Below are 26,058 nucleotides of genomic sequence, written 5' to 3'. Positions count from 1 at the left end.
CCAAGTCTATTGTCTTATGTCTATTGTCTATAATCTACTGTCTACTGTTTATTCTTCACATACTTCTCCAGGAACTGGTCTTGTTCCCAAAGAAGATGGAAGATGTTTTCCTTCGCCGCATAGCCATGAGACTCTCTTGGCAACAAGACCATTCTTACTGGAGCACCCAAGTTTTTCAATGCTTGGAAATAACGCTCAGTCTGCAAAGTAAAAGTACCAGGATTATTATCTGCAGCACCATGAACCAACAACATCGGCGTCTTCATCTTGTCCGCGCTAAAGAAAGGCGACATGGTGATATATAGGTTTGGATCATCCCAAAGGTTCCTTTGCTCGCTCTGGAAACCAAATGGAGTCAAGGTACGGTTGTAGGCGCCGGAACGTGCAATACCTGCAGCAAACAGCTTAGAATTGCTCAACAAGTGTGCAGTCATGAAGGCACCATACGAGTGACCTCCAACAGCTACCTTATTTCTGTCCACATAGCCCAACTTGTCAACCGCATCGATGGCAGCTTCGGCATTGCCAACCAACTGCTCGATAAAATTATCATTAGGTTCTTGCGTACCTTCACCCACGATCGGGAAAGCCGCATTATCCAATACTGCATATCCTTTAGCTACCCAATAAATAAAGGATCCATAACTAGGAAAAGTGAATTCCTTAGGATTATTGGTGCTCTGGCCTGCAGTACTCTTATCCTTATATTCACGAGGGTAAGCCCAGATCAATAAAGGCAACTTCTCTTTCTTGTCATAGCCTGCTGGCAGGTACAAAGTACCTGAAAGGTCGACTCCATCCTTACGCTTGTAGTTCAACACTTCCTTGTGGACATTCGCCAAGGACTGGAATGGATTGGCTATCTCAGTTACGGCCTTTTCCTTGCCGGTCTTGATATTTTTGGAATAGTAATTAGGGAAATCAGTAGGTGATTGCAGAGAAACCAAGATATCTCCTTTGGCCATATCGATCACCGAATAGATACGCTCCTGCATCTTCGACTCCTTCGCCGTGTAGATACGTTTCTTCTTCTGCGTCTTGAAGTCATATTCATCTATAAATGGATATTCCCCTTCTTTGGTATAGCCATTACCTATCCAATAAGACTTGCCGTTTTTGATATACATGCTATAGGCACCGAAATCATTCTTATCACGATATGGTGTCCCTGGATTTGAATAGATATCCTGAACATTCAGGTCATAGATCACCTGATTTTTACCGGTACTTGGATTCAGTAAGTAGGTCTTTCCATTTCTGGTATCATACCATTGGCTATATACCAAGGCATAGTCATCGTTGCCCCATAGAGTTCCTGCATAGCGGTCTTTGATCTTGATCAGGGATTTTGGTTCAGCATTGAAAGGTGCATCCCAAACAAAGAGCTCATCTCTAAATTCTGCTGGCTTATTGGCATCTCCCCCGTCCAATGCCTGTACAAAGGCAAGTGTCGCAGGTTTATCCGTTCTCCATGACAAAGAACGTTTGCCAGGTCGTGTGGAAGAGAATCCTTTCGGCATGATTTCCATCAATGGCGTCTCGTTCACCTTCTTTACCAAGTTCCCTTTTAGGTCATACACATTCGTTTCCATTGGGAAGCTTCCATAAGAAACAACATAGGAGAAAGGCTTTTTCAGGGTAGTGACCAAAACATATTGACCATCAGGAGATACTGATGAATTCATGTGCAGGTCAGCATTTTTAAAAGGCTCTTCCTTTCCATCCAAACCTAACCAAACCAATTTGGACTTCACCAGGTTCTCGAATTGTTGCTCATCTTGCGGGTTTTTCAATAGATCCTGATAGGTACGCAATTGCGAAACCTGTCCTGTCGAACTCGATACCACCGGCCCCGTTGGCAACTCATCTGGATTCCTAACCTTATCGGTTGCGGATCCATCAATCAAACTTAACAGCAAGCGATCTGAAGTCTTGTACCACATATATGGGTCGTGCATGACAGCATTGAGGTTATACTCCGTTAGTTTTTTCAGTTCTCTCTTTTCGATGTCAAAAACAAAGAGAGCCACTCCATTTTCCTGGCTGTTGGTAAAGGCCAACTTCTTCGAATCTGGCGAAAAGCTCACGTTCGATACCTTTGCCATCTCTGGCAATTGGATTTCGATCACCTCTTTGGATCCAGCTGGACTTAGGCTAAGGGCGTCAAAATAGGTCTCGGTACTCGAGATGTGCGTCTTTGCATTGATCCGTAGACCTGCAAGCTTCGTTTCCTCCACGCCCAGTTCAGAAAGCGTTTTGTAGGTTGGGCGGTACATAGACAGTACCCAATTCTTGTCGCTGCTCATCTGGATGCTCGGCGGACGCTTGAAATCTGCTAATTGAAGGATTTCTGTGGATGGTTTTTGAAAGGTTACATTCTCTTGAGCAGACACACTCGAAAACAACAAGAGAAATGGTACTAAAAATTTACATTTCATAATTATGGTTTCATAAACATTTAATAAATTCATTAATAGTCACCCTTGGTTCGGGTCGTACTTCCTAACAATTGTTAATAAAGTAGCACATTAGATTTACACAAATCTAACAATATATTATTTTATAATTTACTTTTAAAAATATATAACGATTTTGGTTAATATTAACAAAAATTGCAAGGTAATTTGACAATAAAAAGAGGAACGATTTCCGCCCTAAAATTATCCCCCATAAGTTATCAACATAGTTATAAAGCTGTAAAACAAGCCTTTAACAATAAGTGAATGTTACCAAGCATGTTTTAACCTGATTTTGGAAATCAATGTGGAAAAGTATCGTTACCGCTCCGAGGAAAAATAAGAGATATTTGTTCTACTTAAGAAAATGACCTTCTTAAGTCACAACGTTTTTTTTATTTATCAAAGGACCAAGGCTTATTCAGCTAAAATTCTTTTAAACTTAATATATCATGGCAAGAATCATTAAATTCGAAAAAAATGACTGTGCACCATGCGCACAAGTATCGGCATACCTAGACAGTAAAGGTATTGCCTATGAAACCATTAATCCTTTCGACGAACCTGAATTAGCCGTTAAGTTTAAAGTTCGTACCGTACCGACTGTGATCGTACTGGAGAACGATGAAATCAAAAACCGAATCATTGGATTCAATCCAAATGAACTCGATCAAATCGCATTGTAATAATCATAAACCGGAGGAATTATGATTTATTTATACTATGATTCTCGAACAGGTAATGTGGAACGCTTTATCAATAAAGTGGTTCAGATTACCGGCTGGACAGCCATCCGCATCCAAGATGACTTGGAAGGTAAGGAAGCTGGACATCTGATCACTTATACCACCAACTTTGGTAAAGTGCCAGACAAAACCGATGCATTCATGAAAGAAAAAAGTCACCTCATCAGTTCCGTTACTTCAAGTGGTAACCGCAACTGGGGAAGAAACTTTGCCGTGGCTGCAGACAAAATCTCTGAAATATTCGACATCCCTACGGCGATGAAATTCGAACTTTCAGGCACAATGGAAGATATTAATCAATTTATTGACATCATAAAAAATCAGTACTATGATAGCAAACGAGGTAGCGAAAAACTGGATATTGCTTAACAACGAAATCATGATCAAACATGATGACGAGTTCAGCTTGCATAAAGACAAGGAGGCTGTGCGCGCCTATTTCCTGGAATATGTGAACAAGAACACCGTGTTCTTCTATACATTGAAGGAAAAAATCGACTATTTGGTCGAAAACGATTATTATATCGATTTCTACCAATGGTTTACGTTTGAGCAAATGGAAGAGGTATACAACTATGTATTCGCCAAAAAATTCCGTTTCCAATCCTTTATGGCTGCATTCAAGTTCTTCCAAAGTTACGCCCTGCGCGATGACTCTGGCGAGAAGTTCTTGGAACGCTATGAAGACCGCGTCGTTGCTGTAGCCCTATTCTTGGCTAGAGAAGAAGGCGTACAGAAAGCTATCGAGTATGCCGAAATCATGATCAGTCAAGAATATCAGCCCGCTACCCCGACTTTCTTGAACGCTGGTAAAAAACGCTCCGGCGAACTGGTGTCATGTTTCTTGGACGAAATCGGCGATAACCTGAATGGTATCGGCTATGCTGTTGATTCGGCAATGAAACTATCTTCTATCGGTGGTGGAGTTTCTTTCAACATCTCCAAGATCCGTGCCCGTGGCGAAGCCATCAAAGGTGTGGAAGGACGTGCTGGTGGAGTATTACCGATCATGAAAATCATGGAAGATACCTTCTCCTATGCTAACCAACTTGGTCAACGCCCAGGTGCAGGTGCTGTATACTTAAACATCTTCCACTCGGATATCGAAGAATTCTTGGATTGTAAAAAAATCAACGTAGACGAGAAAGTTCGTATCAAGTCTCTTTCCATCGGTATTATCGTTCCTGATAAATTCATGGAATTAGCAGAAAAGGATGAGCCTTGCTACCTGATCTACCCGCACACAGTAATGCAAGAGTACGGTCAGTACCTTGATGAAATTGACATGGATGCGATGTACGATGAGTTGATAACCAACCCTAACGTTAAAAAGAAAAAAATCAATGCCCGTCACCTATTGGTGAAAATCGCTCAGACACAAAAAGAGTCGGGATACCCATACATCTTCTTCAAAGAGAACACTAACCGTGCACACGCATTGAATGGAATCGGTAAAGTAAAATTCTCTAACCTGTGTACCGAGATCATGCAAGTATCAGAAGTATCTGATATCAACATTTACGGTAAAGAAGACACAATCCGTTACGGTATTTCCTGTAACCTAGGCTCCTTGAACATTGCAACGGTCATGGACAACAAACGCATCAAAGAAACTGTTAAAACCGCTATGCGTGCCTTAACCGTGGTTTCTGATGTCACCAATATCGAAATGGTTCCTTCCATCGCTAAAGCAAACCGCGAGCTTCACTCTGTTGGTTTAGGAGCAATGAACCTACATGGCTACCTAGCGAAAAGCTTTATCATGTACGAATCTACCGAAGCATTGGATTTCGCCAACATCTTCTTCATGGCCATGAACTACTATTCTATCGAGGCTTCCATGGAGATTGCAAAAGAACGCCAACAGACTTTCGTAGGATTCGAAAAATCAGCTTACGCTGATGGTACTTATTTCGATAAATACCTTTCGCATGAATACACGCCGAAAACGGAAAAAGTAAAAGAATTGTTCGAAGGCATCCACATCCCAACATTGGAAGATTGGGCGAACCTAAAAGCTCAAGTGGCTGAACATGGTGTTTACCATGCGTACCGCTTAGCGATCGCTCCTAACCAGTCTACTTCATACATCATGAATGCAACTGCTTCTGTGATGCCGATCGTGGACATCATCGAAGTAAGAGAGTACGGTGATAGTACGACTTATTACCCAATGCCTTACTTGACCAATGACAACTACTTCTATTTCAAATCAGCTTACGATATGGACCAGATGAAAGTGTTGAAGTTGATCTCGGTTATCCAACGTCATATTGATCAAGGGGTATCCACCATCCTTCACACCAATTCAAAAGACTCCACTCGTGATCTAGCGAAATACTACATTTACGCCCATAAGTTAGGACTGAAATCATTGTACTACACCCGTACGCGTAAATCTACCATCGAGGAATGTATCTCTTGTTCAGCATAAGACATTCTCGTTAGAACCCAAGACATAAATCACGGAGAAGCTGAACTGGAAATTGAAAATTATCCAGTTCAGCTTCTTCAACTAAAAGATATAAGAAAAGCAATGAGCAAACAATTTACAGCGGTAAACTGGAATACACCGGACAACGATTACGCCTTGATGTTCTGGGAACAGAATATCAGACAATTCTGGATCGATACAGAATACATCCCTTCCAAGGATATAGACAGCTGGAAAGGCCTAAGCTGGGATATGAAAGAATGTTATAAGAAAGCCCTAGGCGGTCTTACATTATTGGATACCCTACAAAGCCATACCGGTATGCCAAAGATCATTGACCACATTGACTCATTGCAGAACAAAGCTGTTCTTTCTTATATGTGTATGATGGAAGCGATCCACGCCAAATCATATTCAACCATCTTTACAACGGTTTCCACAACCAATGAAATCAATGACGTTTTCGGATGGGTTTCCCAAAACAAATTCTTACAGTACAAAGCTTCAACGATCGACAAGTACTACCGTGCCATCGATAAAGAAAATGTATCTGACGAAGAACTGTTCATGGCTCTAGGTGCTTCGGTTTTATTGGAATCTTTCCTTTTCTACTCTGGTTTCTTCTTGCCTTTATGGTTATGCGGTCAGGGACAGATGGTAGCTTCTGCTGATATCATCAAGAAGATCATCGCTGATGAATCTATCCACGGTGTATTCGTTGGCCTTATCGGTCAAGAGGTATTTGCAAGACTGCAGAACAAAGCTGAAGTTAAACAACGCTTCCTAGACCTCTTAAACGAGCTGTACGAGAACGAAATCAAATACACAGAAGAATTGTACACCGTAGTAGGATTGACTGCTGAGGTAAAGGAATACGTACGTTACAACGGAAACAAAGCACTGATGAACTTAGGTTTCGAACCTATCTTCGAGGTAAAACAAGTAAACCCAATCGTATTGAACGGTCTGAACACAGAAACCACCCAACACGATTTCTTCTCCAAAAAATCTACTAACTACGAAAAAGCAACGGAAATCGTCCACCTAAAAAATGAAGATTTCCTATTAGATGCTACAGTAGAGATTTAATATTCTTTGTTATAAAAAAACTCCCCTCAAGTAAAATTGAGGGGAGTTTTTTTTATAGACATAAGACAATAGAACTTTCTAGCTTATCTCGTGGCTTATCTTGCCTCCCATGTTTTATGTCTTGTGTCTAGAAGTTTTTTTTATAGACATAAGACAATAGACATAAAACATTAGAACTTTCTAGCTTATCTCGCGTCCCCTGTCTTGTGTCTTGTGTCTTATGTCTTATGTCTTATGTCTAAACAATGGTCTCTTAGTAACCTGGGTTTTGTTTCAGGTTAGGATTGATGGCCATATGTTGTTGTGGAATTGGGAACAATTCCTTGTTGACATCGTTGGTTGCTTTATGATCCCGCCATGCTCCGCTTGTGTATTTTCCGAAACGGATAAGGTCGGTTCTGCGTTTACCTTCGAAGATAAACTCACGGCCACGTTCAGCCAAAAGTTCGTCTAAAGTCAAGGTAGCTGTAGAATACTGATTGGCAGCCCAGTCTGCTGCTGCAAATGAGCGCTTCTTAGACTCATTGATCAAGTTTACAGCTTCTTGGTTGGCCGTTCCACCATTCTTGCGCATGATAGCTTCAGCCTTGTTAAAGTAAACCTCGCTCAGACGGTAGATCAAGTAATCATTCTCTTGGTAGTTATCATCCGATAAACGACCTGATTTATACTTGTTAAACCTTGCTCCTGAGTTTTCTTCTCCTTCCGCCATCGATCCTTGTGAAGTTTTATCTCCTTCACTCTCGCGACGAATGGAATTAACGAATACTAAAGGTTGTCCAGAATACTCTTCTGTTCCTACCACTGGAGTTTGGGTACCGTATTTATATTGAGGACCGAACAAGAACCAATCTTTCTTTCTTAAGTCTTTGGCGTTGTAAGCGTCAAACGCAGTAGGAATAACCACGAATGCATTCCATCCTCCGTAACCTACGTTCAAGGCCTCTTTCATATAATCATATCCGAAATAGAATCCGCCCCAATCAAAAGCCCATCCACCTTTACGGCTGAACTGGAATTGGAATAGCGCCTCTGGATTTGCTGAATTCGTATTGCTGAAAGCAGCATTGATGTCAGCAGAAAGCTTCGGTGTACCTCCGATTCCGCCGCCAGCACCTGAGATGACCTTATCCGATGCAGCGATCGCTTGATCCCACATGGCAGTGCCCGACCATTTCTGTGCATTCAGATATAGCTCTGAAAGCATGGCATAACCTGCTGCTCGGTTTACCTTACCCACTGATTCAGCAGTCAGATCTGGCAACTTCGGAACCTCGGCCTCCAATTCGGTCTTGATAAAATCAAAAACCTCTTTTCTGGTCTTGGTCTCCGGGTTCAATGGCTTGTCAGCTACTTCTACTGCAATCGGCACATTTCCCCACATATCCATGATGCGCATATAGTGGTAAGCTCTCAACACCTTTAGTTGTGCAACAGCGGTATTGATCTCTTCTTGGGTCATGCCAATGCTTGCAAAATCCAACTTCTCGATATCCCCAATGGCATTATTGATAAAACCTACACCGGTCCACATCAAATCCCACGCATTCTTCAGCCTATTTTCGTTCACCGTCCAGGTATGGTAGTGCATACGGAAGTGGTCTCCCCCATCATAACCATGGCGACCTTTTTGCGGCCAAGCCACTTGATCTGCTGCTAATTCCGAATGATAGTAAAATCCGGAACCTCCTGTAGGAGCCAACCAAGCCTGCATGTGCGTGAATGGTCTTAATACGGCCTGCTCTACCTCCAATTTATTCTTATAGAAACTTTCCTGTTCTAATTTGCTATATAGATTCTCATCTAAATTGGTACAAGCGGAAAGTCCAGCTGTCGCCATTACCGCAACGGCTGCAAATCGTATCGTACGTTTATTTAATAATCTCATAATTTACTTCTTTAAAAACCAATATTTAATCCCAATGACCATGATTGTGTTCTAGGGTAGAATCCTCTAGAATCGATACCTCCATCAAATCCAGTATCTTGCAATTCCGGATCTATTCCAGAATAAGAAGTAATGGTTGCAAGATTCCTTGCGGTCATATACACATATAAATTCCTCAAATAGTCATTCTTAAGGTTGAAAGTATATCCAAGGGTAATATTGTCGATCTTAACAAATGAACCGTTCTCCAAATAGTAGTCTGAGTACTGCGGGTCATCCTTCAAGGCAGCATGTTTGCCAAATGCAGACTCCAATACGTTGTTCGGTAACCATTTTTGGTTTCCAAAATACATATCTGCAGTGTTCAAGATATCATATTTGAATTTACCTCTCAAGAATACGGTCAGGTCAAATCCTTTATAACTGAATCGGTTACCTAGGGAAGCCTGGAATTTTGGAATACCATTCCCGATATAGGTCAGGTCATCGTTGTTGATTTCGCCAGCATGTGCCGTAGAACCATCAGCTTTGTAGAATAACCATTTTCCAGCATCGTCAAATCCAGCGAATCTCTTGCCGTAGAATGATCCGACCTCGCCACCTTCTTCCAGACGGATAGCATTACCCAAGTTTCCTGGCGAAGGCAAACCTCCGAACTCTAACCAGTTACTCTTGAAGATATCACTGGATAGTTTGGTCAACTTGTTCTTTTGGTAGTTACCGGCAAAATCAACTTGCCATGTAAAGTTATCATTGGCGATCGGCGTACCGGTCAATTGGATCTCGATACCTTTGTTCACCACTTCACCTACGTTGTACCAAATCGATGGCTGTACGTAAGCAGGCAACTGTGCATTGTATTCATACAATAAGTCAGTAGTCTTTCTGTGATAAACATCAATAGCACCCGTCAAACGGTTATTGAACATACCAAAGTCAACCCCGATATTGGTTTCTGCTTTTTGCTCCCATTTCAAGTCCGGATTCGGGTTTGTGGAAATACCGTAAGTTTGGTAATAGATCCCGTTCTGCGGATATACACCACCAGTACCTAAGGTAACTAACGATAGGTAGTTAGGGATACCTTGGTTACCCGTAACACCATAACCAGCACGTAGCTTCAAGTCATTAACCACTTCTTTGTTGGTAAAAAAGTCTTCGTTTGAAATGTTCCAACCTGCTGAAACTGCTGGGAAATTACCCCATTTGTTGTTGGCACCAAATCTTGAAGATCCTTCACGACGTAAGATCGCAGTAACAAAGTACTTGTCTGCATAATTATAGTTTACACGTCCAAAGAATGCGATCAGGGTGTTGTCTTCTTTAAATGAATTCAACCCTGGTCTAGGTAATTTATCATTGGTAATGGCAGTACCGGAGTTAAAGTCCCAATCTAGGAATCCGTCGGTGGTAAAACCATTATTGTTCATGTCAAACCACTCCAAAGTTGAGTATTGATAACTATACCCTAATAATCCAGTAACGGTATGTTTCTCGTTGAAGGTTTTGTTATAGTCAATGGTACTTTCAAAGGTTTTTGTCCAGTTCAGTTCATTGCGTTTATACGCATATCCCATTCCTTGGTAGTTGGAGTCTTCCCTTTGGTCCCAATCTAATTTAGAACGGAATTCCCGACCGTTCCAGTTGTCTCTTACATAAGAACCGAATGCCGAAACGCTCAATTCGTCCAAGATCTTGAACTTCAAACGGGCATCACCAGAAAATGTCTGTTGGTTACGCTCATTTAACCTATAGGCCAATCGGCTCATCGGGTTATAGTTATTGTATTCCTGGGTTTGGTAGAAAGTTCCATCGGCATTCACCAATGGCGCTGTCGGGTTACGTTGAATGGCTTGTTCAAAATCCCCTGTTTGTCCACCCAATAGATTGGCTTTATTAAAGTTGGCAGCAATATTAGCTGATAAGGTCAAACGATCCTTCAATCCTGTTTGGCTGAAGTTGATACGTCCACCAAATTGCTCTTTACCATTTTCCTTAGCCACACCTTTTGCCTGTTCATAGTTGAAAGAAGCACGGTATGTTGAGTTTTCCCCACCGCCGCTGGCAATGAAGTTATGGAAATGCGAAAAGTTATCCTTATTGATCAATTCATCATATAGATCAGTTGTAGCACCTAAATCATATTTTGGTCTATCCAATCCTACAACAACTTTATCCCTAAACTGAGCAGCATCCAACATGGTTGGTCTGCGGTTTACGATTTCAGTCTGTCCATACGTCAAGTATTCAAACTGAGGTGTTCCAGCCTTACCTTTTTTCGTTGTAACCAAAATTACACCACCGTTACCACGGGTACCATAGATTGCCGCTGCAGAACCATCCTTCAATACGTCGATGGACTCGATGTCCCCTTGTTTGATCAGGTCCAGGTTACCACCAGGGATACCATCGATAACCACCAATGGGCTATTGGATCCTTTTAGGGAAGCCATACCACGTAACTGAATATTGGTTCCTGAGTTCGGGTTACTTCCTTGCGTCCGAGTTACGTTCAGACCAGCTACTTTACCTTGGACCAATTCCATCGGGTTTCTCATTCCCCCTCTGTTAAAGTCCTTTTCCTTTACGGAAGCCACTGCGGAAGTAATCTCCTTCCGTTTCTGCGTACCGTAACCGACTACGACTACTTCATCTAGTGATTCTTCGTCTGGACTCAGGTTTACATTGGCTGTTGCAGAGGTTACTGGAAATTCTTGGGATTTAAATCCAATGTAACTTACCTGGAGAACATCTCCGTTTTCAGCTGCGATGCTAAAATTACCGGCATCATCGGTTTGGGCCGCTGCTTCTTTTCCCTTCACGCGGACGGTCACTCCTGAAAGTGCTTCCCCCGTGCTTGCATTCTTCACCGTCCCCGTCACTGTCTGTTGAAATTCAACCTTCTCCATCCTTGTCGCTTCAGAATACGGTACCGATGCAGCATAACCATAACTGCAAGCCATCAGCGCAAAGCACAAAATGCTCCCTCTGACAAAGCCTTTCCGATACATTTTTGAACTGTAAATGTTTGGCATGTTAATTAACGTTAATGAATAAATAATTTTTAAAGGTCTATAAAACTGATACTTAATCCTAAAACGATTTAGTTTGATTGGGACACAAGTTTGATTCTGAATGACCCAATAAAAGTAACGTGATAATTAGTTAAATATTATCCTCTGTTTTATTGATATTCGGGGAAATTAGAAAATTTATGTTAAAAACCTAAAATTAACAGCACTAAGTTTGGTAACACTTGTGTTATATTCTGCTAAAAAAGTGCAGGAATTTTAGTTCCTAAATGGCGGCAATTCGAGCATACATTTCTACCATGGCAAGCTGATCCAGCAACCATTTTTTGGCGCTCTTTTTTTCACCCGTCCAGTCCTTGTTGAACAAGCCGTGTTCATCCCTTAGATCCGTCCAGGCATAACGTAAATTATCCTTGAAACTGTTGATATACAGTGGATTTTTATCGGCATGGTACAACTCCACGAAACCCCTCAACATCACGGCGATAAACCAGGAATCGGAGTTCTTGAAAAGCTTGATTTTTTTGCCAGAATTCAATGCTTTATCTTGGAAGAAATATTCATGCGCAGAAGCAGCAATTTCCTGCGCTTCTTTCAGGTATTTTTGGTCCTTTGTAATTTTATAAAATAAGGCAGCCGATTGTAACATTTGTCCGGAATTATAAGGAAATTTTGTTTTGTTTACCTTACCCGTCAAGGAAATGTTGTCAAAATAGAGATGATCGGCAGGATCCTCCAAATGCTCCTTGGTCCATTGGTACAATTTCTCCGCTTTCTCTAGATATGCTCTTTTGTTGGTCGCCTCATACAGCTTTAACAGATAGACCACAGCCGGAGCATTAGAACAGGTATTCTTGGATTCTTTTTTCTGTTCGCACCAATAGATCCCTCCCCCTAGTTTATCATCCATCCCACTTTCCACAAAACGCCAGATCTCCTCCGATTTAGCTAAGAATTTCTTGTCCTTCGTATTCAGGTATAGATCGGCAAAGTCTATTCCCAACCAAACGTTATCATCATAGAACCGATCTGATAATGGGGCATTTTTCACATAAGAGGCATAGCCATATGGTTCTCTTTTATCATAATAATGTTCCAATCCCGGCAGGACCTTGGTTTTGATCTCTTTAAGGATCTTTGGGTCTTTATGAAGCTCATAACGGGCCACTTGAGCAGAAAGTGAGCCTGAAAATGGCCAAAGGTAGGAATAGGCATTTCCCTTTTTGCCTTCATCGGGTCCGGCCAGATAACTGGCTTTGTAGCTATCATCATATGGAAAATTCTCACGAAGTAAATGTTCCCCTTTAATACCATAATGCTTATAGATGGAGTCCAAGCTTATCGCTGCTTGCTCAGCAAAAGATGGTACTGCAGGGTTGGGCTGTGCAAGTACTTGCACAAGCTGCATAAAACAAATTACGGTTAGGATGAATGTCTTTTTCATGATCGCGTTCTTTTCTTCTTAAAGTTTATGTTGGGAAACCAGGTTTCCATAGGTTGATTGATGTCAGATAGCATCAGCGTGATTTACATTTCTTGGGGATCAATAGGATGGTATCCCCAAGAAATGTCGGAATTGTCTTAAATATTGCCTTTTTTCAGCTCATTGACGGCATGGTCCACTGCCCTCGCAGAGAAAGCCATATAGGTCAATGAAGGGTTTTGCGTAGAGGTGGATGTCATACTCGCCCCATCAGTAACGAAAACATTTGGACAGGCATGCACCTGATGCCAACTGTTCAAAACCGAGGTTTTGGGATCTTTACCCATGCGGGCACCTCCCATTTCATGGATATCCAAACCCGGAGCTTGTGAACTTTCATTTCTATGGATATTTTTGAAGCCAGCGGCTGTAAACATTTCTTCCATGGTATCCAGATAATCCTTCTTCATCTTCGCATCGTTATCATCATAATCCACGGATATCTTGAGCAATGGCATTCCCCATTCATCTTTCTGCTTATCATCCAGGGCTACATAATTGCTTTCCTTTGGAATGGTTTCACCCATCATATGCGAACCCACGCCCCAATTTCCATATTTTGGAGTTAAGATCGACCCTTTCAGGTCTGCCCCCAATCCCGACTCGTCCGACCAGGAAGAACGGTAAGCTCCAAATCCAGCCGCGTAGCCTCTCAAGAAATCGGTCTCCTGTTTATGTAAATTTCTGAAACGCGGAATATAACCTCCTCCAGCAGGATTTCTGCCATCGGTCTTAAATTCCAGCATCCCTTCGTATTCCGCACCAATCCGTGCACTGTAATTATGGAAAGCCACATACTTTCCTAAGGTACCCGAATCATTGCCCAGGCCATTCTGGAATCTATTGGATTTAGAGTTCAACAGGATCAAGGTAGAATTTAGCGCCGCTGCATTCACGAAGATCACCTTAGCATAGAAATCTATCTCTTCCTTTGTCTCTTTATCGATTACCTTTACCCCTACCGCTTTCCCTTTACTTTCATCGTATAAGATAGAGTGCACGACCGAGTTCGGTCTCATGGTCAGGTTTCCTGTTTTCGCTGCCCAAGGCAGAGTGGACGCATTCGAACTGAAGTATCCTCCAAAAGGACAGCCACGTTGGCATAAGGTACGGTTCTGACATTGAACCCTACCCTGATCCAAGTGGATCTGATTAGGCTTAGATAAATGGGCACATCGTGCTGAAATCACTTTTCTTCCCGGATATTTGCTCTCTACCTGTTGTTTGAAATATTTTTCAACCACATTCAAGGGGTACCCTGGCAGAAACTCACCATCCGGTAGTTCCGGCAGACCGTCCTTATCACCGGCAATCCCCGCAAAACGTTCCACGTGGTCATACCAAGGTTTAATATCTTTATAACGGATAGGCCAATCTACGGCAAAGCCATCCCTTACTGGACCTTCAAAATCAAAATCAGACCATCGCTGGGTCTGTCTGGCCCATAATAGGGATTTTCCCCCTACCTGATAGCCACGGATCCAGTCGAAAGGCTTTTCCTGAACATAAGGATGTTCCTTGTCTTTCACGAAAAAATGGGCTGCATCCTCATGGAAGGCATAACAACGATTTACAATTGGGTTTTCCTGCTGTACGGCATAAGGCATTTCCCCTCTATGCTCAAACTCCCATGGATATAGGTTGGTCGTCGGATAATCCTTCACATGCTGTACATCCCGACCACGCTCCAGGACCAAGGTCTTCAGACCTTTCTCACAAAGTTCCTTGGCAGACCAGCCACCGGAAATCCCAGAACCGATGACGATGGCATCGTAACTACGATCTTTTTCTGAATCAATATTTAAGTTTGCCATGGTCTATGCATCTATTTTTGCGGCTCCGTTATATCTACCCGGAACCAATTCGTAAACTAATTTATTTTTCATCACGTATTCCGAGTTCTTATATCCTTGGACCGTCCTTCTTTTCAAGATCTTGAAGAATACATCATCTTCAGGAAGCGCCTTGAGATAAGCCTGTTGCTCTTCCAAGGTCTTACCCTTCAGTTTTGAGGCTGCTTTCAAGCCATCGGTAAATTTATGCTGATCTTCTGGACTCGTGCAATCGTCCAGCATTTTCATCACGAAAAGATGTAGGTTTAGCTCTTTGGCACCAGGGCTATCGGTTTTGGGAATAATGGCTTCAACCAATTCAGCCAACATTTGCTCATCATCAAGATTGAGCTTCACTTTGTTTAACTGAATGGTAGGAGCTTTAGAACTAAAGTCGCAGGAAGTAGCAATCATGATACCACCTGCCACGATAAACATTTGTTTTAATGCGGTCCGTCTATCCATAAGATTCATAATCTAGAAACCTAAAATACGAATTATTGGATAGTTAGTTCTTTAATTTAGGGAAAGCAACGATTTTTTTACTTCTGCTAAATCGTTTAATAATTCGTCAGCATGTGTCAAACGAGATTTTTCAACCTCCTGTTTGGTCACAGCGATACAGTAAAGACCGGCAGTTTTAGCCGCTGTACAGCCCGTACTGGTATCTTCTACCACCACAATCTCCTCTTTTGGGATCGATAATTTATTGACTGCCAATAAATAAGGTTCAGGGTTGGGTTTTGGATTCTCCACTTGTTCCCTTGTCACAAAGAATTCAAAGTACTTCAGCAAATTATGTTCTCCAAGCACCGTGTCTACGGTCGTCTGATAACTGGAAGTCACCAATCCTATGGTCTTTCCAGCATCCTTTACAGCATCTAATAATTCCTTGGCATGCGGCATCAGACGAATATTCTTCATATTAGCCTTCGCATACCGAGAACGCGTCGCAAACCACATATCTTCTTCATCAACATGCAGCTTATATTCCTCATTCAACATCTTTACGTTATGGCTCAAGGTGTGCCCAGCAAAATTGGAAATCCATTCATCAAAATCAATCTTCAAACCATAATCATTCTCCAAAATTGGAGCCCAGTTGCTGAAATAGAAATATTCGGAATCAATCAACGTCCCATCTAAATCAAAAAGTACTGCATTTATATTATTCATGCTGCAAATTTAACCATATTAATATTAAGCCCATGTTAAATAACGAAGTCTTAACATAGGTCTTCATCTTTATTTAACAAGGTTTCATGGATAAGGTTCCATGCTTTTCTAATGATGGGAACTAAGTATTAGTTTACCCATATTCGAGACATATTGCGAATGTTCCGAATGTGTCTCGAATAAGGTCAAAAGTTCATAAGAAAACCTTGGCTTAATAGAATTTTAAATTTGCATTCATGCCATCCTTAGAACTGTAAATTCATTGTTGTTAATGAAGGCTTGATTTGCGATAGCTAGAGGCTTTTATTAAGTTTGCTTAGCCCGCTATAAAGATATGCGGAAGGTATAAAAACAAAATACTTTATGAAAATAATTGCAGTAGGCAGAAATTATATAGACCACGCCAAAGAATTAAACAATCCTGTCCCAGAAAAGCCAGTTATCTTTCTAAAACCTGATACTGCAGTTTTGAAAGACAATAAGGACTTCTACTACCCAGAATTCAGCAAGGATGTGCACTATGAAGTGGAACTGGTGCTACGGGTATGTAATGAGGGCAAGCATGTTTCCAAAAAGTTCGCCCATAAATATTATGATGCGATTGGCTTGGGCATTGATTTTACGGCAAGGGATCTTCAATCAGAACTGAAGGCTAAGGGATTACCTTGGGAGTTGGCAAAAGCTTTTGACCACTCCGCTGTAGTCGGGGAATTGATTGCAAAAGAGCAGTTCAATGACCTACAGAACCTGAATTTTTCACTTCGGAAAAACGGAGAAATGGTTCAGGAAGGCAATAGCAAGGACATGATTTTTGATTTCGACAGCTTGATCACTTTTGTTTCCCAATACATAACCTTAAGAAAAGGAGATTTGATCTACACAGGCACCCCAGCAGGGGTAGGACAGGTACAAATTGGGGATAAATTGGAAGGATTTTTGGAGGAGAAAAGCATGTTTACATGCCAAATAAAATAAGATGAAGAAAATAACGCTATCCTTATTCGTAGCACTCAGTCTGGCGGGAACTCTTTCCGCTCAAAATAAAGATATTATCAAATCACGGAATTATCCACAGGGCTATTTCCGGAATCCATTGAATATAGCGCCAGATGCTTCTGGTACTTTTGGGGAACTCCGTTCGACCCACTTCCATGCGGGTGACGATTACCGGACCCAGCAAAGAATCGGACTTCCATTACATGCCGCAGCCGAAGGTTATGTTTCCCGTGTAAGGGTACAGATCGGTGGTGGTGGAAACTCGGTTTACATAGATCATCCCAATGGTTATACCACGGTTTATTTGCACATGGACAGCTTTAATGATGTCCTGACCAAAATCATCCGTGCGGAGCAGTACAAGCAGCAACGGTTTGATGTGGATATGGAATTAAAACCCGGTCAGGTGAAGTTGAGCAAAGGGCAATTTATTGGAAATGCAGGGAATACGGGTGGTTCAGCAGGACCGCATCTCCATTTCGAAATCAGGGATACTAAGTCCCAGCATCCTTTGAACCCGCAGCTCTTTGGCCTGCATTTTACCGATAGGTTTGCCCCAACCATTAACGGCATTATGGTCTATGACTTTATGGATCCACTGTTTAACGAAAATACTGGCCGGAGGTATCAACAATTAAAGGCGCTCGGGTCGGGACGCTATGCGCTGGCTTCTGGAGCACCGATTTCAGTAAACGGTAAATTTGGCCTTGGAATAAATACGATTGACAGGCATCGCGCTGGAGGTTTCCAAAACGGTGTGTATTCCATCGAACTGTTCCTTGATGGTAAAGCGATCTCCACCGTGCTGTTCGAGGAACTCGATTTCAATACTTCCAGTGCCATCCATTCTTACATAGACTTTCCGCATTTTAAGAAAACAAAGGCTAAGGTTCAGAAGAGTTTTAAAGACCCAGGCAATCCTATACAGATCTTCAAGTTTTTAGACAAGGATGGTACGATTGAATTGAAGGATGATGCGGTCCATGATGTGAAATATGTAGTCAAGGACGTTCATGGCAATTGTAGCGAACTGGATTTTAAAGTCAAGAACAATGCAAGCTATACCGCAAAGCGAAACCCTGCAAAAGGAGAACTGTTTGCCTACAGCAAAGACAACAAGTTTGAAGCAGACCAAGTGAAATTGGACATTCCAAAAGGAGCCCTTTATACTGATTTGGATTTTGTGTATTCCACGAGTGCTCCAAGGCCCAACAGTTATTCGGCAGTACATCATGTGCAGAACAACCTAACGCCCCTATTTTCCACTTACAAGTTAAGTGTGAAACCAACCAGCCTTCCAAAACACCTGGAGAGCAAAGCCTTATTGGCATCTGTAGAAGGAGGTTCAGTAGGTGGGAAATTTGAAAATGGCTGGGTAACAGTGAACACCAAGATATTTGGTTCATTTTATGTGACGGTAGATACGATTGCTCCGACCATTGTTCCACGCAATTTCAGTAATGGCAAGAACGTCAGTGGACAATCAAAAATTGACTTCACGATTGCCGATAATTACTCAGGGATTCAATCTTTCAATGCATATATTGATGACAAATGGGTACTGATGGAGTATGATTCCAAGAACAGGCATGTTTGGCATCGATTTGACCCCGCATTGAGCAAGGGACAACATAAATTCAAATTCGTAGTGAAGGACTGGAAGGATAACGAGAAGGTCTACGAAGCTACATTTACTAGATAGAAAGGACAATTATGGCAGAGTTGAAAGTTGGAGACAAAGCTCCACAGTTTACATCAAAGAACCAGAATGGGGAGGAGATTAAGCTATCAGATTTCAAGGGAAAAAAGGTAATCTTATATTTCTATCCCAAAGATAATACACCAGGTTGTACCACGGAGGCCTGTAATTTCAGGGATAACTACCAGAGTTTATTGAAAGATGGTTTCGAGGTAATTGGCGTAAGTATCGATAGCGAGCAATCGCATCAGAAGTTCATTTCGAAATTCGAACTTCCATTTAATCTGGTCTCCGATGAGGACAAAAAGATCGTTGAAGATTATGGCGTTTGGGTAGAGAAGAACATGTATGGCAAGAAATACATGGGAACCGCCAGAACCACATTTATCATTGACGAGAAAGGTATTATTCAGCATATTATCAAAAAAGTTGACAATAAAAATGCGAGTCAACAAATAAGAGATTTATTGGCACAATAAATCAAACGAATACATTATATTTGCCCCTTATGAGCAAGCAAACAGACGATTTTTTCAAGAATATCATTTCGCATGCGAAGGAATATGGATTTGTTTTTCCTTCGAGTGAGATCTATGACGGTCTAAGTGCCGTATATGATTATGGTCAATTGGGTTCTGAACTAAAGAACAACCTAAAGACTTATTGGTGGAAATCCATGGTTCAATTGAATGAGAACATTGTGGGCATTGATGCTGCAATTTTCATGCATCCTACAACCTGGAAAGCATCCGGACACGTTGATGGGTTCAATGACCCGATGATTGACAATAAGGACTCGAAAAAGCGTTACCGTGCAGATCAATTGATCGAAGATAAGATCGACCGTTATGAAAAGGACGGCAAGAATGAAAAAGCCGCCCAACTTCAGAAAGATTTAGATGATGCGTTGAATGCGGACGACTTGGTTCGTTTGAAAACCATCATTGAAGAGCACAATATTGTTTGTCCTATCTCTGGAACAAAAAATTGGACGGATGTACGTCAGTTCAACTTAATGTTTGCCACGCAGATGGGTGCTATGGCTGATGGTGCGGAACAAGTTTATCTTCGCCCTGAAACAGCACAAGGTATTTTTGTGAACTTCCTGAATGTTCAAAAAACAGGTAGGATGAAAATCCCTTTTGGTATTGCCCAAATTGGTAAAGCATTCCGTAATGAAGTAATTGCCCGTCAATTCATCATGCGCATGCGTGAATTTGAACAGATGGAAATGCAATTCTTTGTACGCCCTGGAACAGATTCAGAATGGTATGCTAAGTGGAAAGAAAACCGTTTAAAATGGCATTTGGCATTGGGAGCTGATGAAACAAAATATCGCTACCATGACCACGTGAAATTAGCGCATTATGCTAAAGCAGCAGTAGATATTGAATACCAATTTCCTTTTGGATTTAAAGAGGTTGAAGGTATCCACTCCAGATCTGACTTCGACTTAAAACAACATCAAGAGTTTTCAGGTAAGAAGATGCAATATTTCGACCCTGAAATCAACCAAAGTTATATTCCATTCGTAATTGAGACTTCAATCGGTTTGGACCGCTTATTCCTGACAGTATTGGCCAATAGCCTGGTTCAGGAAGACCTTTCAACTGAAGACAAACAAGATTCACGTGTGGTATTGAAATTCCACCCAGCGATCGCTCCAGTTAAAGCAGCTATCCTTCCTTTGACCAAGAAAGATGGCTTGCCAGAAAAGGCGAGAGAGATTATGTCTAAGTTGAAATTGGACTATAACATCCAATACGACGAGAAAGATTCCATTGGAAAACGTTATCGCCGTCAGGATGCCATCGGTACACCTTTCTGTATTACGGTAGATCACCAGACCTTGGAAGACAATATGGTTACGATCCGTCATCGCGACAGTATGCAACAAGAGCGTGTGAACATTGATGAGCTAGAGAACATCATTGGCAATTTGGTGAGCATGAGCAACCTTTTGAAAAAATTGATCTAAGCATCAAAAGAAATAATAAAATTAAACCTGCTTCGGGAATGAAGCAGGTTTTTTTTATATAGAGAGGTGGTTAGTTCAAACCATTCAAGAGGAGGTCACCCTTGTTTGATCAATAGTATAGTTTTTTCTTTCCAGATACTTCCAAACTGAACAGCCGTTTACCCGATGGAATACCCTATGAAATTCATAATCGCTTTTAAAACCCGATTCAAACAGTAATTTATTGATCACCGCCGAATCATGATCTGCATGCCCTAATTTATCCATGAAATAGGAAATGCGTTTAGAATTGAGATAATACTCAAAATTACCCCGCAAATAAACTTTAGTGATTTCCTTTAATTCACGATCAGACAATGGCAAAAACTTAGCGATGTCGCCTAGCTTAAATTCAGGATTCTTAAAGAGCTTTTCCTGGTCCATTAATTGGTCAATGGCTGTCACATAAAAGATCAGATCTACGTCCTTCTTAAATGAGTCTTCCAACCTGGGATTTTTTTGCAATCCATAAAACCGAAACATATAGGCGAAAAATAATTGCACCGTTTTAAAATACCGGTAATAAAGGATAGAAAAGAGAACCAAAAATGTATAGAGACCATCAGGGAACTTGAGGAACAAACCGTTTTCAAAAATAATCCCATTGAAAACAATGACTGTAAGCACAAGCAGCTTTGACAGTATGAGAGAACAAGCTAATTGTCCATCAATGGAACACGAGAGCTTAGCCAAGTTTTTTCTAAAGGGCCAAAGTATATAGACATCATACACTAGCGTAACGGCGAACAAAATTGTCCTTGACCGTTGATTAAAAAAATCCAGGTAATCGTAGATCATCCCTTCTTTTATCTGATCCGAAAAGATATTGTAGAGGAAGAAGAAGACATAAAAAAGTAAAAAAGGGAAAAAGGCCAATAGCATGAGATATCCCGAGGTCCTAATTTCCAAGACGATATTACGGAGATATAACGAAGATAGGGAAACCAAACATAGGCTACTTGTTGCGGTAAATAGCAAGTCAATATGAGGATCAATCATGGATACCAAATATTTAACTAATAGAACAACAATGGAAGAAAACATTAGGATTCGGATAATCTCCCCTCTTTCATCCCTAATAGTTTTTACCTTTAGATAGAGGATTATGATTAGTACCTGAATAATAGTTAGCGCTAGCAAATAAGCCATATAACAATAATAACACACTATTATTAACAAATTAAAAAGGTCTCGTTAAGTTTAATTTTTTAATCAGTACGATGATTTCGAAATTTTACTTAAAAACAACCACTTTGTTCGCATCCCAAGTTTCATCGATTATCACCTCAAAAAAGCCTGTAGAGAAACCTGATGGGTACAAGGGCCCTTTGAAAATCAACTTCACATTGTTTTTGATATTTGATTTCAGCCTAAATTTTCGGATGACTTTACTTTTGTCCCAGACCTCAATTTCATATTGAACGGGAAGCTCCTTATCAGATAGTCCTAAAAAATGACTAAATGAAATTTCTTTATTAAGGTTAAAATCTTGCTCAAATTCCAATGGTTTTGTAGGTTCCTCTAGATTTTTGGTATCTACTTTTAGATTAAAAGGTTTCCAAAAATAAGGAGCAGTAATTGGCCTGACGGTGACTTTTTTAATTTCCTTTAGGTCTCGAATATCATTAAAGTTCAAGGTTACCAAACTGTAAAGGCGCTTAAGCTTGACCAATTTCTCTACATTTTCCTTTAAATCGAAGGAATCGATTGCGGCGAATGAACGGCCAAATTTATCTTCGAAGGTATGGCCAATAAAAATCTGGTCCTTATTTTTGATATCTGTAGGCATCAGTAATTTCTTTGGCGAATCATGGAACAAGATGAGGTTATAATAGCTTCCATAAGGAAGTTCCACTAATTGCTCCTTTTTATTCTGGGATAGGTCGAAACTTCCTTTTTTCACAAGTTCACCTGTTTTCTTTTTAAAGATAAAATAGGGCAAGTCTGACAAATTGGGTTTACTGCGTTCCTTTGCCCTACCATAAAACTTAATATTATCTATATAATGTGCATGTTTATATGGATCCTCAACATAAGGATGATTGGTTACAGGGTCTTTCATCCAGATATTAACAATGGTTTTATCATTTCCTTTTAATTCTTTTGGAATCGGAATGTTATAGGTCTGCAATTGTTTAGAGGCATTGGAATTAGGAACAATTTCAATTAGTCTATCTGAATTTCTAATAGGATAATTATTTTGATCCAAAAATTGTACGAAGAAGTATTTTTGATTTCCATCTGTGGATAACAAATCAAATTCAAGTCTATCGAGTTCATGGATTTTCGTCAGATCTATTTTGAAAGAAAACCTCGATAATCCTTTCACAGTATAGACAAAATTATCTTTATAAGCAGGCTTTGAAGGATCATTTACAAATTGACCGCTATTTTCTAGACCTGCTATAACTTCTATTTTAAATACCTGATCATAATCATAGGTAGGTTCTAAAGATTTTTTATTCATATCGAAGTAACCCAGTACTTCAAATTGATCAGGATGAAGGTTTAATGTGGCATCATTTTGAACAGATTTGGTTGAGGGAGCGGAATGGTAGGATTGGATCTCAGACTGGAAATTTGAAAAATTGAAAGAAACTTGATGTAGGCCGTTATCAGGCTGTGGGGCTTCATGATCTTTCCTTTTACAGGAGAAACAAAGCAATGTTGGGATTAGGAAGGCCAAAAGGAAACGGAGGGATCGGCATAATAAACTCATAATAATTAAAATTTAAAGTAAACTAAAATATTTTATGTTTAAATTAAATGATAGAGTTTAACAAAAAAGAAAAAAGAGATAATTAAAATATTAATTATCTCTTTAATCATCTATAAGATAGAATGATATCTAACCTTTACATCAAAAAAACTTAATTAAATGCTTTAAGAAACGGTGTAGCTTATTTTTTCTCCATTTTTGATAACAGGTACTTTTTCACCCTTTTTACCTTTAATTTGAAGATTTGTAACTTTTCCGTCTTTCCATTCAAAATCAACAGTGTAATTCCCTCTTGCTTTTAAACCAGAAAATTTACCATCTTTCCATGCGGATGGCAAAGCAGGCAATAAATGGATATAACCATCATGGCTTTGAATCAGCATTTCAGCGATACCTGCTGAGCCGCCAAAGTTTCCATCAATTTGGAAGGGAGGATGGGCACAAAAGAGATTTGGATAGGTGCCTGCTCCTGCGCCTTCATAGGTTGTTCCACTACCGTAGGCAGGCTGCAACAACTGTCTCAAGATTTCTAGTGAATGGTCACCATCATGCAATCTTGCCCAGAATAAGATCTTCCAAGCTCTGGACCAACCGGTTCCTTCATCGCCACGGACCGCCAAGGTCTTCTTGGCAGCTTCAGCCCAATCTGGGCTGCTCACAGGCGATATGAAATTTGCTGGATACAGACCATAGAGATGAGAAACATGTCGATGCTTGGGTTCAACCTCTTCATAATCTTCCAGCCATTCCATCACACGACCTGATTTGCTTACTACCACCGCCGGAGGTAACTGTTTTATGTCGGTCTGCAACTGCTTCGCGAAATCATCATTTAAGCCAAGGATCTCATTACTTTTTATGACCGATTCATATAATTCGCGGACGATCTGGTTATCGATGGTAGGTCCCATGACCACAGCAGCACGCTTACCATTGGCCAATTTGAAACCATTTTCTGGAGAAACCGAAGGAGAGGTAACTAACCAGCCAGTCTTAGGGTCTTTTACCATGGTGGCTTTATAAAAAACCGCAGCTTCTTTTAAAACTGGATATATTTCCTTTAGGTATGCTTCATCCTTTGTGAATTGGTAGTGCTCCCAAAGGTGATTACACAACCATCCTGAAGCCGTACTGGCTCCCCAAGAAGCGTGTTCACCTGGGGCAGTGTAACCCCATGGGTTCGTCATCATGTAGACAACCCATCCAGGAGCATTATAATAAGCCTTTGCAGTTTTTGTCCCTTCTTTCGCAATATTTTTGATCATCTCGATAAAAGGTTTATGGTATTCAGAAAGGTTGTTCACTTCTACTCCCCAATGGTTCATCTGAGCGTTGATGTTCAAATGGTAATCGCCGTTCCAAGGAGTCTGGATCTGATGTGCCCAAAGACCTTGAAGGTTTGGTGGCAATGCTTTTGGGGTATGGGGCGATGCGCTCGCTAAGGTTAAATACCTTCCGAACTGATAATATAAAGATGCCAGTCCATTATCTTGGCTTGGATCTTTAAAGAAAGCCTGCAAACGGTCTTTTGTCGGAACATCTGCCTTTGGGGATACATCTGCAAGCTGTAAGGACACGCGATCGAACAGAGGCTTGTATTTTGCAGCATGTGCTTTCCACAGTTTAGCATAATTGCTTTTCTCCACCTTCAATATTTCCTTAGATACATAATCCTTAGGATCATGTCCGTAATAACTGGTAGAGCCTGTAAACAACACTAGGGCCTCATCAGCACCCTTGATAATGATCTGATTGTCGTGGTTCTGAAGAGTCCCCCCCTTTGTCAGGACCTTGAACTTGGCGGCAAACTGGATTCCACGGCCTCCCTTTCCATCCGGAAGGCTGCCGGTTACCGTAATTTCATTCCCGTTTATCTTGTAATCTTCCACATTTTGGTCCCTATAGAAATGCATGGCAAATGCTATAGATTTCTTTTTATCTGCAGACAAACGGACAACGCCTACATTCTTGTCAAAAGATGTAAAGTACTCCCTTAGATAATGTGTCCCATTATTGCTGAAACTGGTAACCGCTTTTGCATCGGCGATATCCAGCCAGCGTTTGTAATCGGTAGTTTCGCCTTGATGAAAGAATAGAAAATTCATGAAACCAAGATTCTGGAATGCGCCATAAGGGGCCTCAGCTCCATTACCTTGTCCTGAACCGGCTCCTATACATACAAAATTCTTGTTGACCAATGCTTCTGCTAGGTCATTCTTTCCTTCAAACAGCAGTTTCTGGATTTCACCAACAGAATTCATTGCCTTATAGTTATTGGCATCTTGGGGAGATCCGGACCACATGGATATTTCATTCAATACAATGGATTCATCATTGATCTTGCCATCCGGCATCATTCCAATCAATCCATTTCCCAAGGGCAGGGTCTCTTCCCAGACTTTTGCGGGTTCCTTATACCATAATTTAGAATCCTGCGCACTTAGAAGTCCCGTCCAAAGGCACAAACTCATCAACACTACTCTCTTCATTT

The 26,058-nt window shown here is 41.0% G+C and carries 18 protein-coding genes; 8 read left to right on the top strand and 10 right to left on the bottom strand.

The window, feature by feature from the left end:
• Positions 1-41: 41 nt before the first annotated feature.
• The gene (locus ACWICE_RS15200; protein WP_454298703.1) at positions 42-2,438 is read right to left on the bottom strand and encodes a prolyl oligopeptidase family serine peptidase; all 2,397 of its coding nucleotides are present in this window, start codon (positions 2,436-2,438) and stop codon (positions 42-44) included.
• Positions 2,439-2,908: 470 nt separating this feature from the next.
• Here ACWICE_RS15200 and ACWICE_RS15195 point away from each other — a divergent pair, with 470 nt between their 5' ends.
• The 4 genes from ACWICE_RS15195 to nrdF all read left to right on the top strand — a co-directional run bounded on the left by ACWICE_RS15195 (position 2,909) and on the right by nrdF (position 6,725).
• Positions 2,909-3,142: a glutaredoxin family protein gene (locus ACWICE_RS15195; protein WP_254529540.1), complete on the top strand. Its 234-nt coding sequence runs from the start codon at positions 2,909-2,911 to the stop codon at positions 3,140-3,142.
• Between the two features lie 21 nt (positions 3,143-3,163).
• Positions 3,164-3,571 carry a class Ib ribonucleoside-diphosphate reductase assembly flavoprotein NrdI gene (gene nrdI, locus ACWICE_RS15190; RefSeq protein ID WP_185213389.1) on the top strand — a complete coding sequence of 136 codons (408 nt, stop codon included), beginning with the start codon at positions 3,164-3,166 and terminating at the stop codon, positions 3,569-3,571.
• Positions 3,531-5,636 (top strand): class 1b ribonucleoside-diphosphate reductase subunit alpha, encoded by a 2,106-nt coding sequence (gene nrdE, locus ACWICE_RS15185; RefSeq protein ID WP_185213388.1) that lies wholly within the window; start codon positions 3,531-3,533, stop codon positions 5,634-5,636. Before nrdI ends, nrdE begins: the two co-directional genes overlap by 41 nt.
• Before the next feature lie 102 nt (positions 5,637-5,738).
• Entirely contained in the window at positions 5,739-6,725 is a 987-nt protein-coding gene (gene nrdF / locus ACWICE_RS15180; RefSeq protein ID WP_185213387.1) for a class 1b ribonucleoside-diphosphate reductase subunit beta, read from the top strand.
• 253 nt (positions 6,726-6,978) lie between these two features.
• On the opposite strand, the gene ACWICE_RS15175 is transcribed toward nrdF, so the two are convergent.
• From ACWICE_RS15175 to ACWICE_RS15150, 6 genes are all read right to left on the bottom strand, one after another.
• The gene (locus tag ACWICE_RS15175; protein WP_454298702.1) at positions 6,979-8,613 is read right to left on the bottom strand and encodes a RagB/SusD family nutrient uptake outer membrane protein; all 1,635 of its coding nucleotides are present in this window, start codon (positions 8,611-8,613) and stop codon (positions 6,979-6,981) included.
• A gap of 11 nt (positions 8,614-8,624) precedes the next feature.
• Complete coding sequence (locus ACWICE_RS15170) at positions 8,625-11,624, bottom strand: SusC/RagA family TonB-linked outer membrane protein (protein WP_454298701.1); 3,000 nt, start codon at positions 11,622-11,624, stop codon at positions 8,625-8,627.
• 286 nt (positions 11,625-11,910) lie between these two features.
• The gene (locus ACWICE_RS15165; protein ID WP_454298700.1) at positions 11,911-13,089 is read right to left on the bottom strand and encodes a glycoside hydrolase family 76 protein; all 1,179 of its coding nucleotides are present in this window, start codon (positions 13,087-13,089) and stop codon (positions 11,911-11,913) included.
• Positions 13,090-13,226: 137 nt separating this feature from the next.
• Positions 13,227-14,942: a GMC oxidoreductase gene (locus ACWICE_RS15160; protein ID WP_454298699.1), complete on the bottom strand. Its 1,716-nt coding sequence runs from the start codon at positions 14,940-14,942 to the stop codon at positions 13,227-13,229.
• Positions 14,943-14,945: 3 nt separating this feature from the next.
• Positions 14,946-15,425, bottom strand: a complete 480-nt coding sequence (locus ACWICE_RS15155; RefSeq protein WP_185213382.1) for a gluconate 2-dehydrogenase subunit 3 family protein — start codon at positions 15,423-15,425, stop codon at positions 14,946-14,948.
• 51 nt (positions 15,426-15,476) lie between these two features.
• On the bottom strand, positions 15,477-16,136 hold the full coding sequence (locus tag ACWICE_RS15150; RefSeq protein WP_185213381.1) for an HAD family hydrolase: 660 nt from the start codon (positions 16,134-16,136) through the stop codon (positions 15,477-15,479).
• 363 nt (positions 16,137-16,499) lie between these two features.
• On the opposite strand from ACWICE_RS15150, the gene ACWICE_RS15145 reads away from it, so the two are divergent.
• Genes ACWICE_RS15145 through ACWICE_RS15130 form a run of 4 tightly spaced genes read left to right on the top strand, consistent with a single transcriptional unit; the run spans position 16,500 to position 20,809 of the window.
• Positions 16,500-17,111 carry a fumarylacetoacetate hydrolase family protein gene (locus ACWICE_RS15145; protein WP_454298698.1) on the top strand — a complete coding sequence of 204 codons (612 nt, stop codon included), beginning with the start codon at positions 16,500-16,502 and terminating at the stop codon, positions 17,109-17,111.
• Between the two features lies 1 nt (position 17,112).
• Positions 17,113-18,834, top strand: a complete 1,722-nt coding sequence (locus tag ACWICE_RS15140; protein WP_454298697.1) for a M23 family metallopeptidase — start codon at positions 17,113-17,115, stop codon at positions 18,832-18,834.
• A gap of 11 nt (positions 18,835-18,845) precedes the next feature.
• Complete coding sequence (bcp, locus tag ACWICE_RS15135) at positions 18,846-19,310, top strand: thioredoxin-dependent thiol peroxidase (RefSeq protein ID WP_313261701.1); 465 nt, start codon at positions 18,846-18,848, stop codon at positions 19,308-19,310.
• Between the two features lie 29 nt (positions 19,311-19,339).
• A complete protein-coding gene (locus ACWICE_RS15130) occupies positions 19,340-20,809 on the top strand; it encodes a glycine--tRNA ligase (protein WP_185213377.1) in 1,470 nt (489 codons plus the stop codon).
• An 84-nt stretch (positions 20,810-20,893) separates the two neighbouring features.
• Here the strand turns inward: ACWICE_RS15130 and ACWICE_RS15125 are convergent, their stop codons facing one another.
• From ACWICE_RS15125 to ACWICE_RS15115, 3 genes are all read right to left on the bottom strand, one after another.
• Complete coding sequence (locus ACWICE_RS15125) at positions 20,894-21,847, bottom strand: hypothetical protein (RefSeq protein ID WP_454298696.1); 954 nt, start codon at positions 21,845-21,847, stop codon at positions 20,894-20,896.
• Positions 21,848-22,082: 235 nt separating this feature from the next.
• Complete coding sequence (locus tag ACWICE_RS15120; RefSeq protein ID WP_454298695.1) at positions 22,083-23,567, bottom strand: hypothetical protein; 1,485 nt, start codon at positions 23,565-23,567, stop codon at positions 22,083-22,085.
• A 164-nt stretch (positions 23,568-23,731) separates the two neighbouring features.
• A complete protein-coding gene (locus ACWICE_RS15115; protein WP_454298694.1) occupies positions 23,732-26,056 on the bottom strand; it encodes a glycoside hydrolase family 95 protein in 2,325 nt (774 codons plus the stop codon).
• Positions 26,057-26,058 lie beyond the last annotated feature (2 nt).

The sequence above is a fragment of the Sphingobacterium sp. NPDC055346 genome, from assembly GCF_053645235.1.
Note: the sequence above shows the minus strand (reverse complement) of the source record. Positions and strands in the feature narration are given on the sequence as shown.

Excerpts from the sequence above, each read along its gene's own strand:
- ACWICE_RS15200 (WP_454298703.1), bottom strand. The coding sequence starts at position 2,438 with ATGAAATGTAAATTTTTAGTACCATTTCTCTTGTTGTTTTCGAGTGTG.
- ACWICE_RS15195 (WP_254529540.1), top strand. The coding sequence starts at position 2,909 with ATGGCAAGAATCATTAAATTCGAAAAAAATGACTGTGCACCATGCGCA.
- nrdI (WP_185213389.1), top strand. The coding sequence starts at position 3,164 with ATGATTTATTTATACTATGATTCTCGAACAGGTAATGTGGAACGCTTT.
- nrdE (WP_185213388.1), top strand. The coding sequence starts at position 3,531 with ATGATAGCAAACGAGGTAGCGAAAAACTGGATATTGCTTAACAACGAA.
- nrdF (WP_185213387.1), top strand. The coding sequence starts at position 5,739 with ATGAGCAAACAATTTACAGCGGTAAACTGGAATACACCGGACAACGAT.
- ACWICE_RS15175 (WP_454298702.1), bottom strand. The coding sequence starts at position 8,613 with ATGAGATTATTAAATAAACGTACGATACGATTTGCAGCCGTTGCGGTA.
- ACWICE_RS15170 (WP_454298701.1), bottom strand. The coding sequence starts at position 11,624 with ATGTATCGGAAAGGCTTTGTCAGAGGGAGCATTTTGTGCTTTGCGCTG.
- ACWICE_RS15165 (WP_454298700.1), bottom strand. The coding sequence starts at position 13,089 with ATGAAAAAGACATTCATCCTAACCGTAATTTGTTTTATGCAGCTTGTG.
- ACWICE_RS15160 (WP_454298699.1), bottom strand. The coding sequence starts at position 14,942 with ATGGCAAACTTAAATATTGATTCAGAAAAAGATCGTAGTTACGATGCC.
- ACWICE_RS15155 (WP_185213382.1), bottom strand. The coding sequence starts at position 15,425 with ATGGATAGACGGACCGCATTAAAACAAATGTTTATCGTGGCAGGTGGT.
- ACWICE_RS15150 (WP_185213381.1), bottom strand. The coding sequence starts at position 16,136 with ATGAATAATATAAATGCAGTACTTTTTGATTTAGATGGGACGTTGATT.
- ACWICE_RS15145 (WP_454298698.1), top strand. The coding sequence starts at position 16,500 with ATGAAAATAATTGCAGTAGGCAGAAATTATATAGACCACGCCAAAGAA.
- ACWICE_RS15140 (WP_454298697.1), top strand. The coding sequence starts at position 17,113 with ATGAAGAAAATAACGCTATCCTTATTCGTAGCACTCAGTCTGGCGGGA.
- bcp (WP_313261701.1), top strand. The coding sequence starts at position 18,846 with ATGGCAGAGTTGAAAGTTGGAGACAAAGCTCCACAGTTTACATCAAAG.
- ACWICE_RS15130 (WP_185213377.1), top strand. The coding sequence starts at position 19,340 with ATGAGCAAGCAAACAGACGATTTTTTCAAGAATATCATTTCGCATGCG.
- ACWICE_RS15125 (WP_454298696.1), bottom strand. The coding sequence starts at position 21,847 with ATGATTGATCCTCATATTGACTTGCTATTTACCGCAACAAGTAGCCTA.
- ACWICE_RS15120 (WP_454298695.1), bottom strand. The coding sequence starts at position 23,567 with ATGAGTTTATTATGCCGATCCCTCCGTTTCCTTTTGGCCTTCCTAATC.
- ACWICE_RS15115 (WP_454298694.1), bottom strand. The coding sequence starts at position 26,056 with ATGAAGAGAGTAGTGTTGATGAGTTTGTGCCTTTGGACGGGACTTCTA.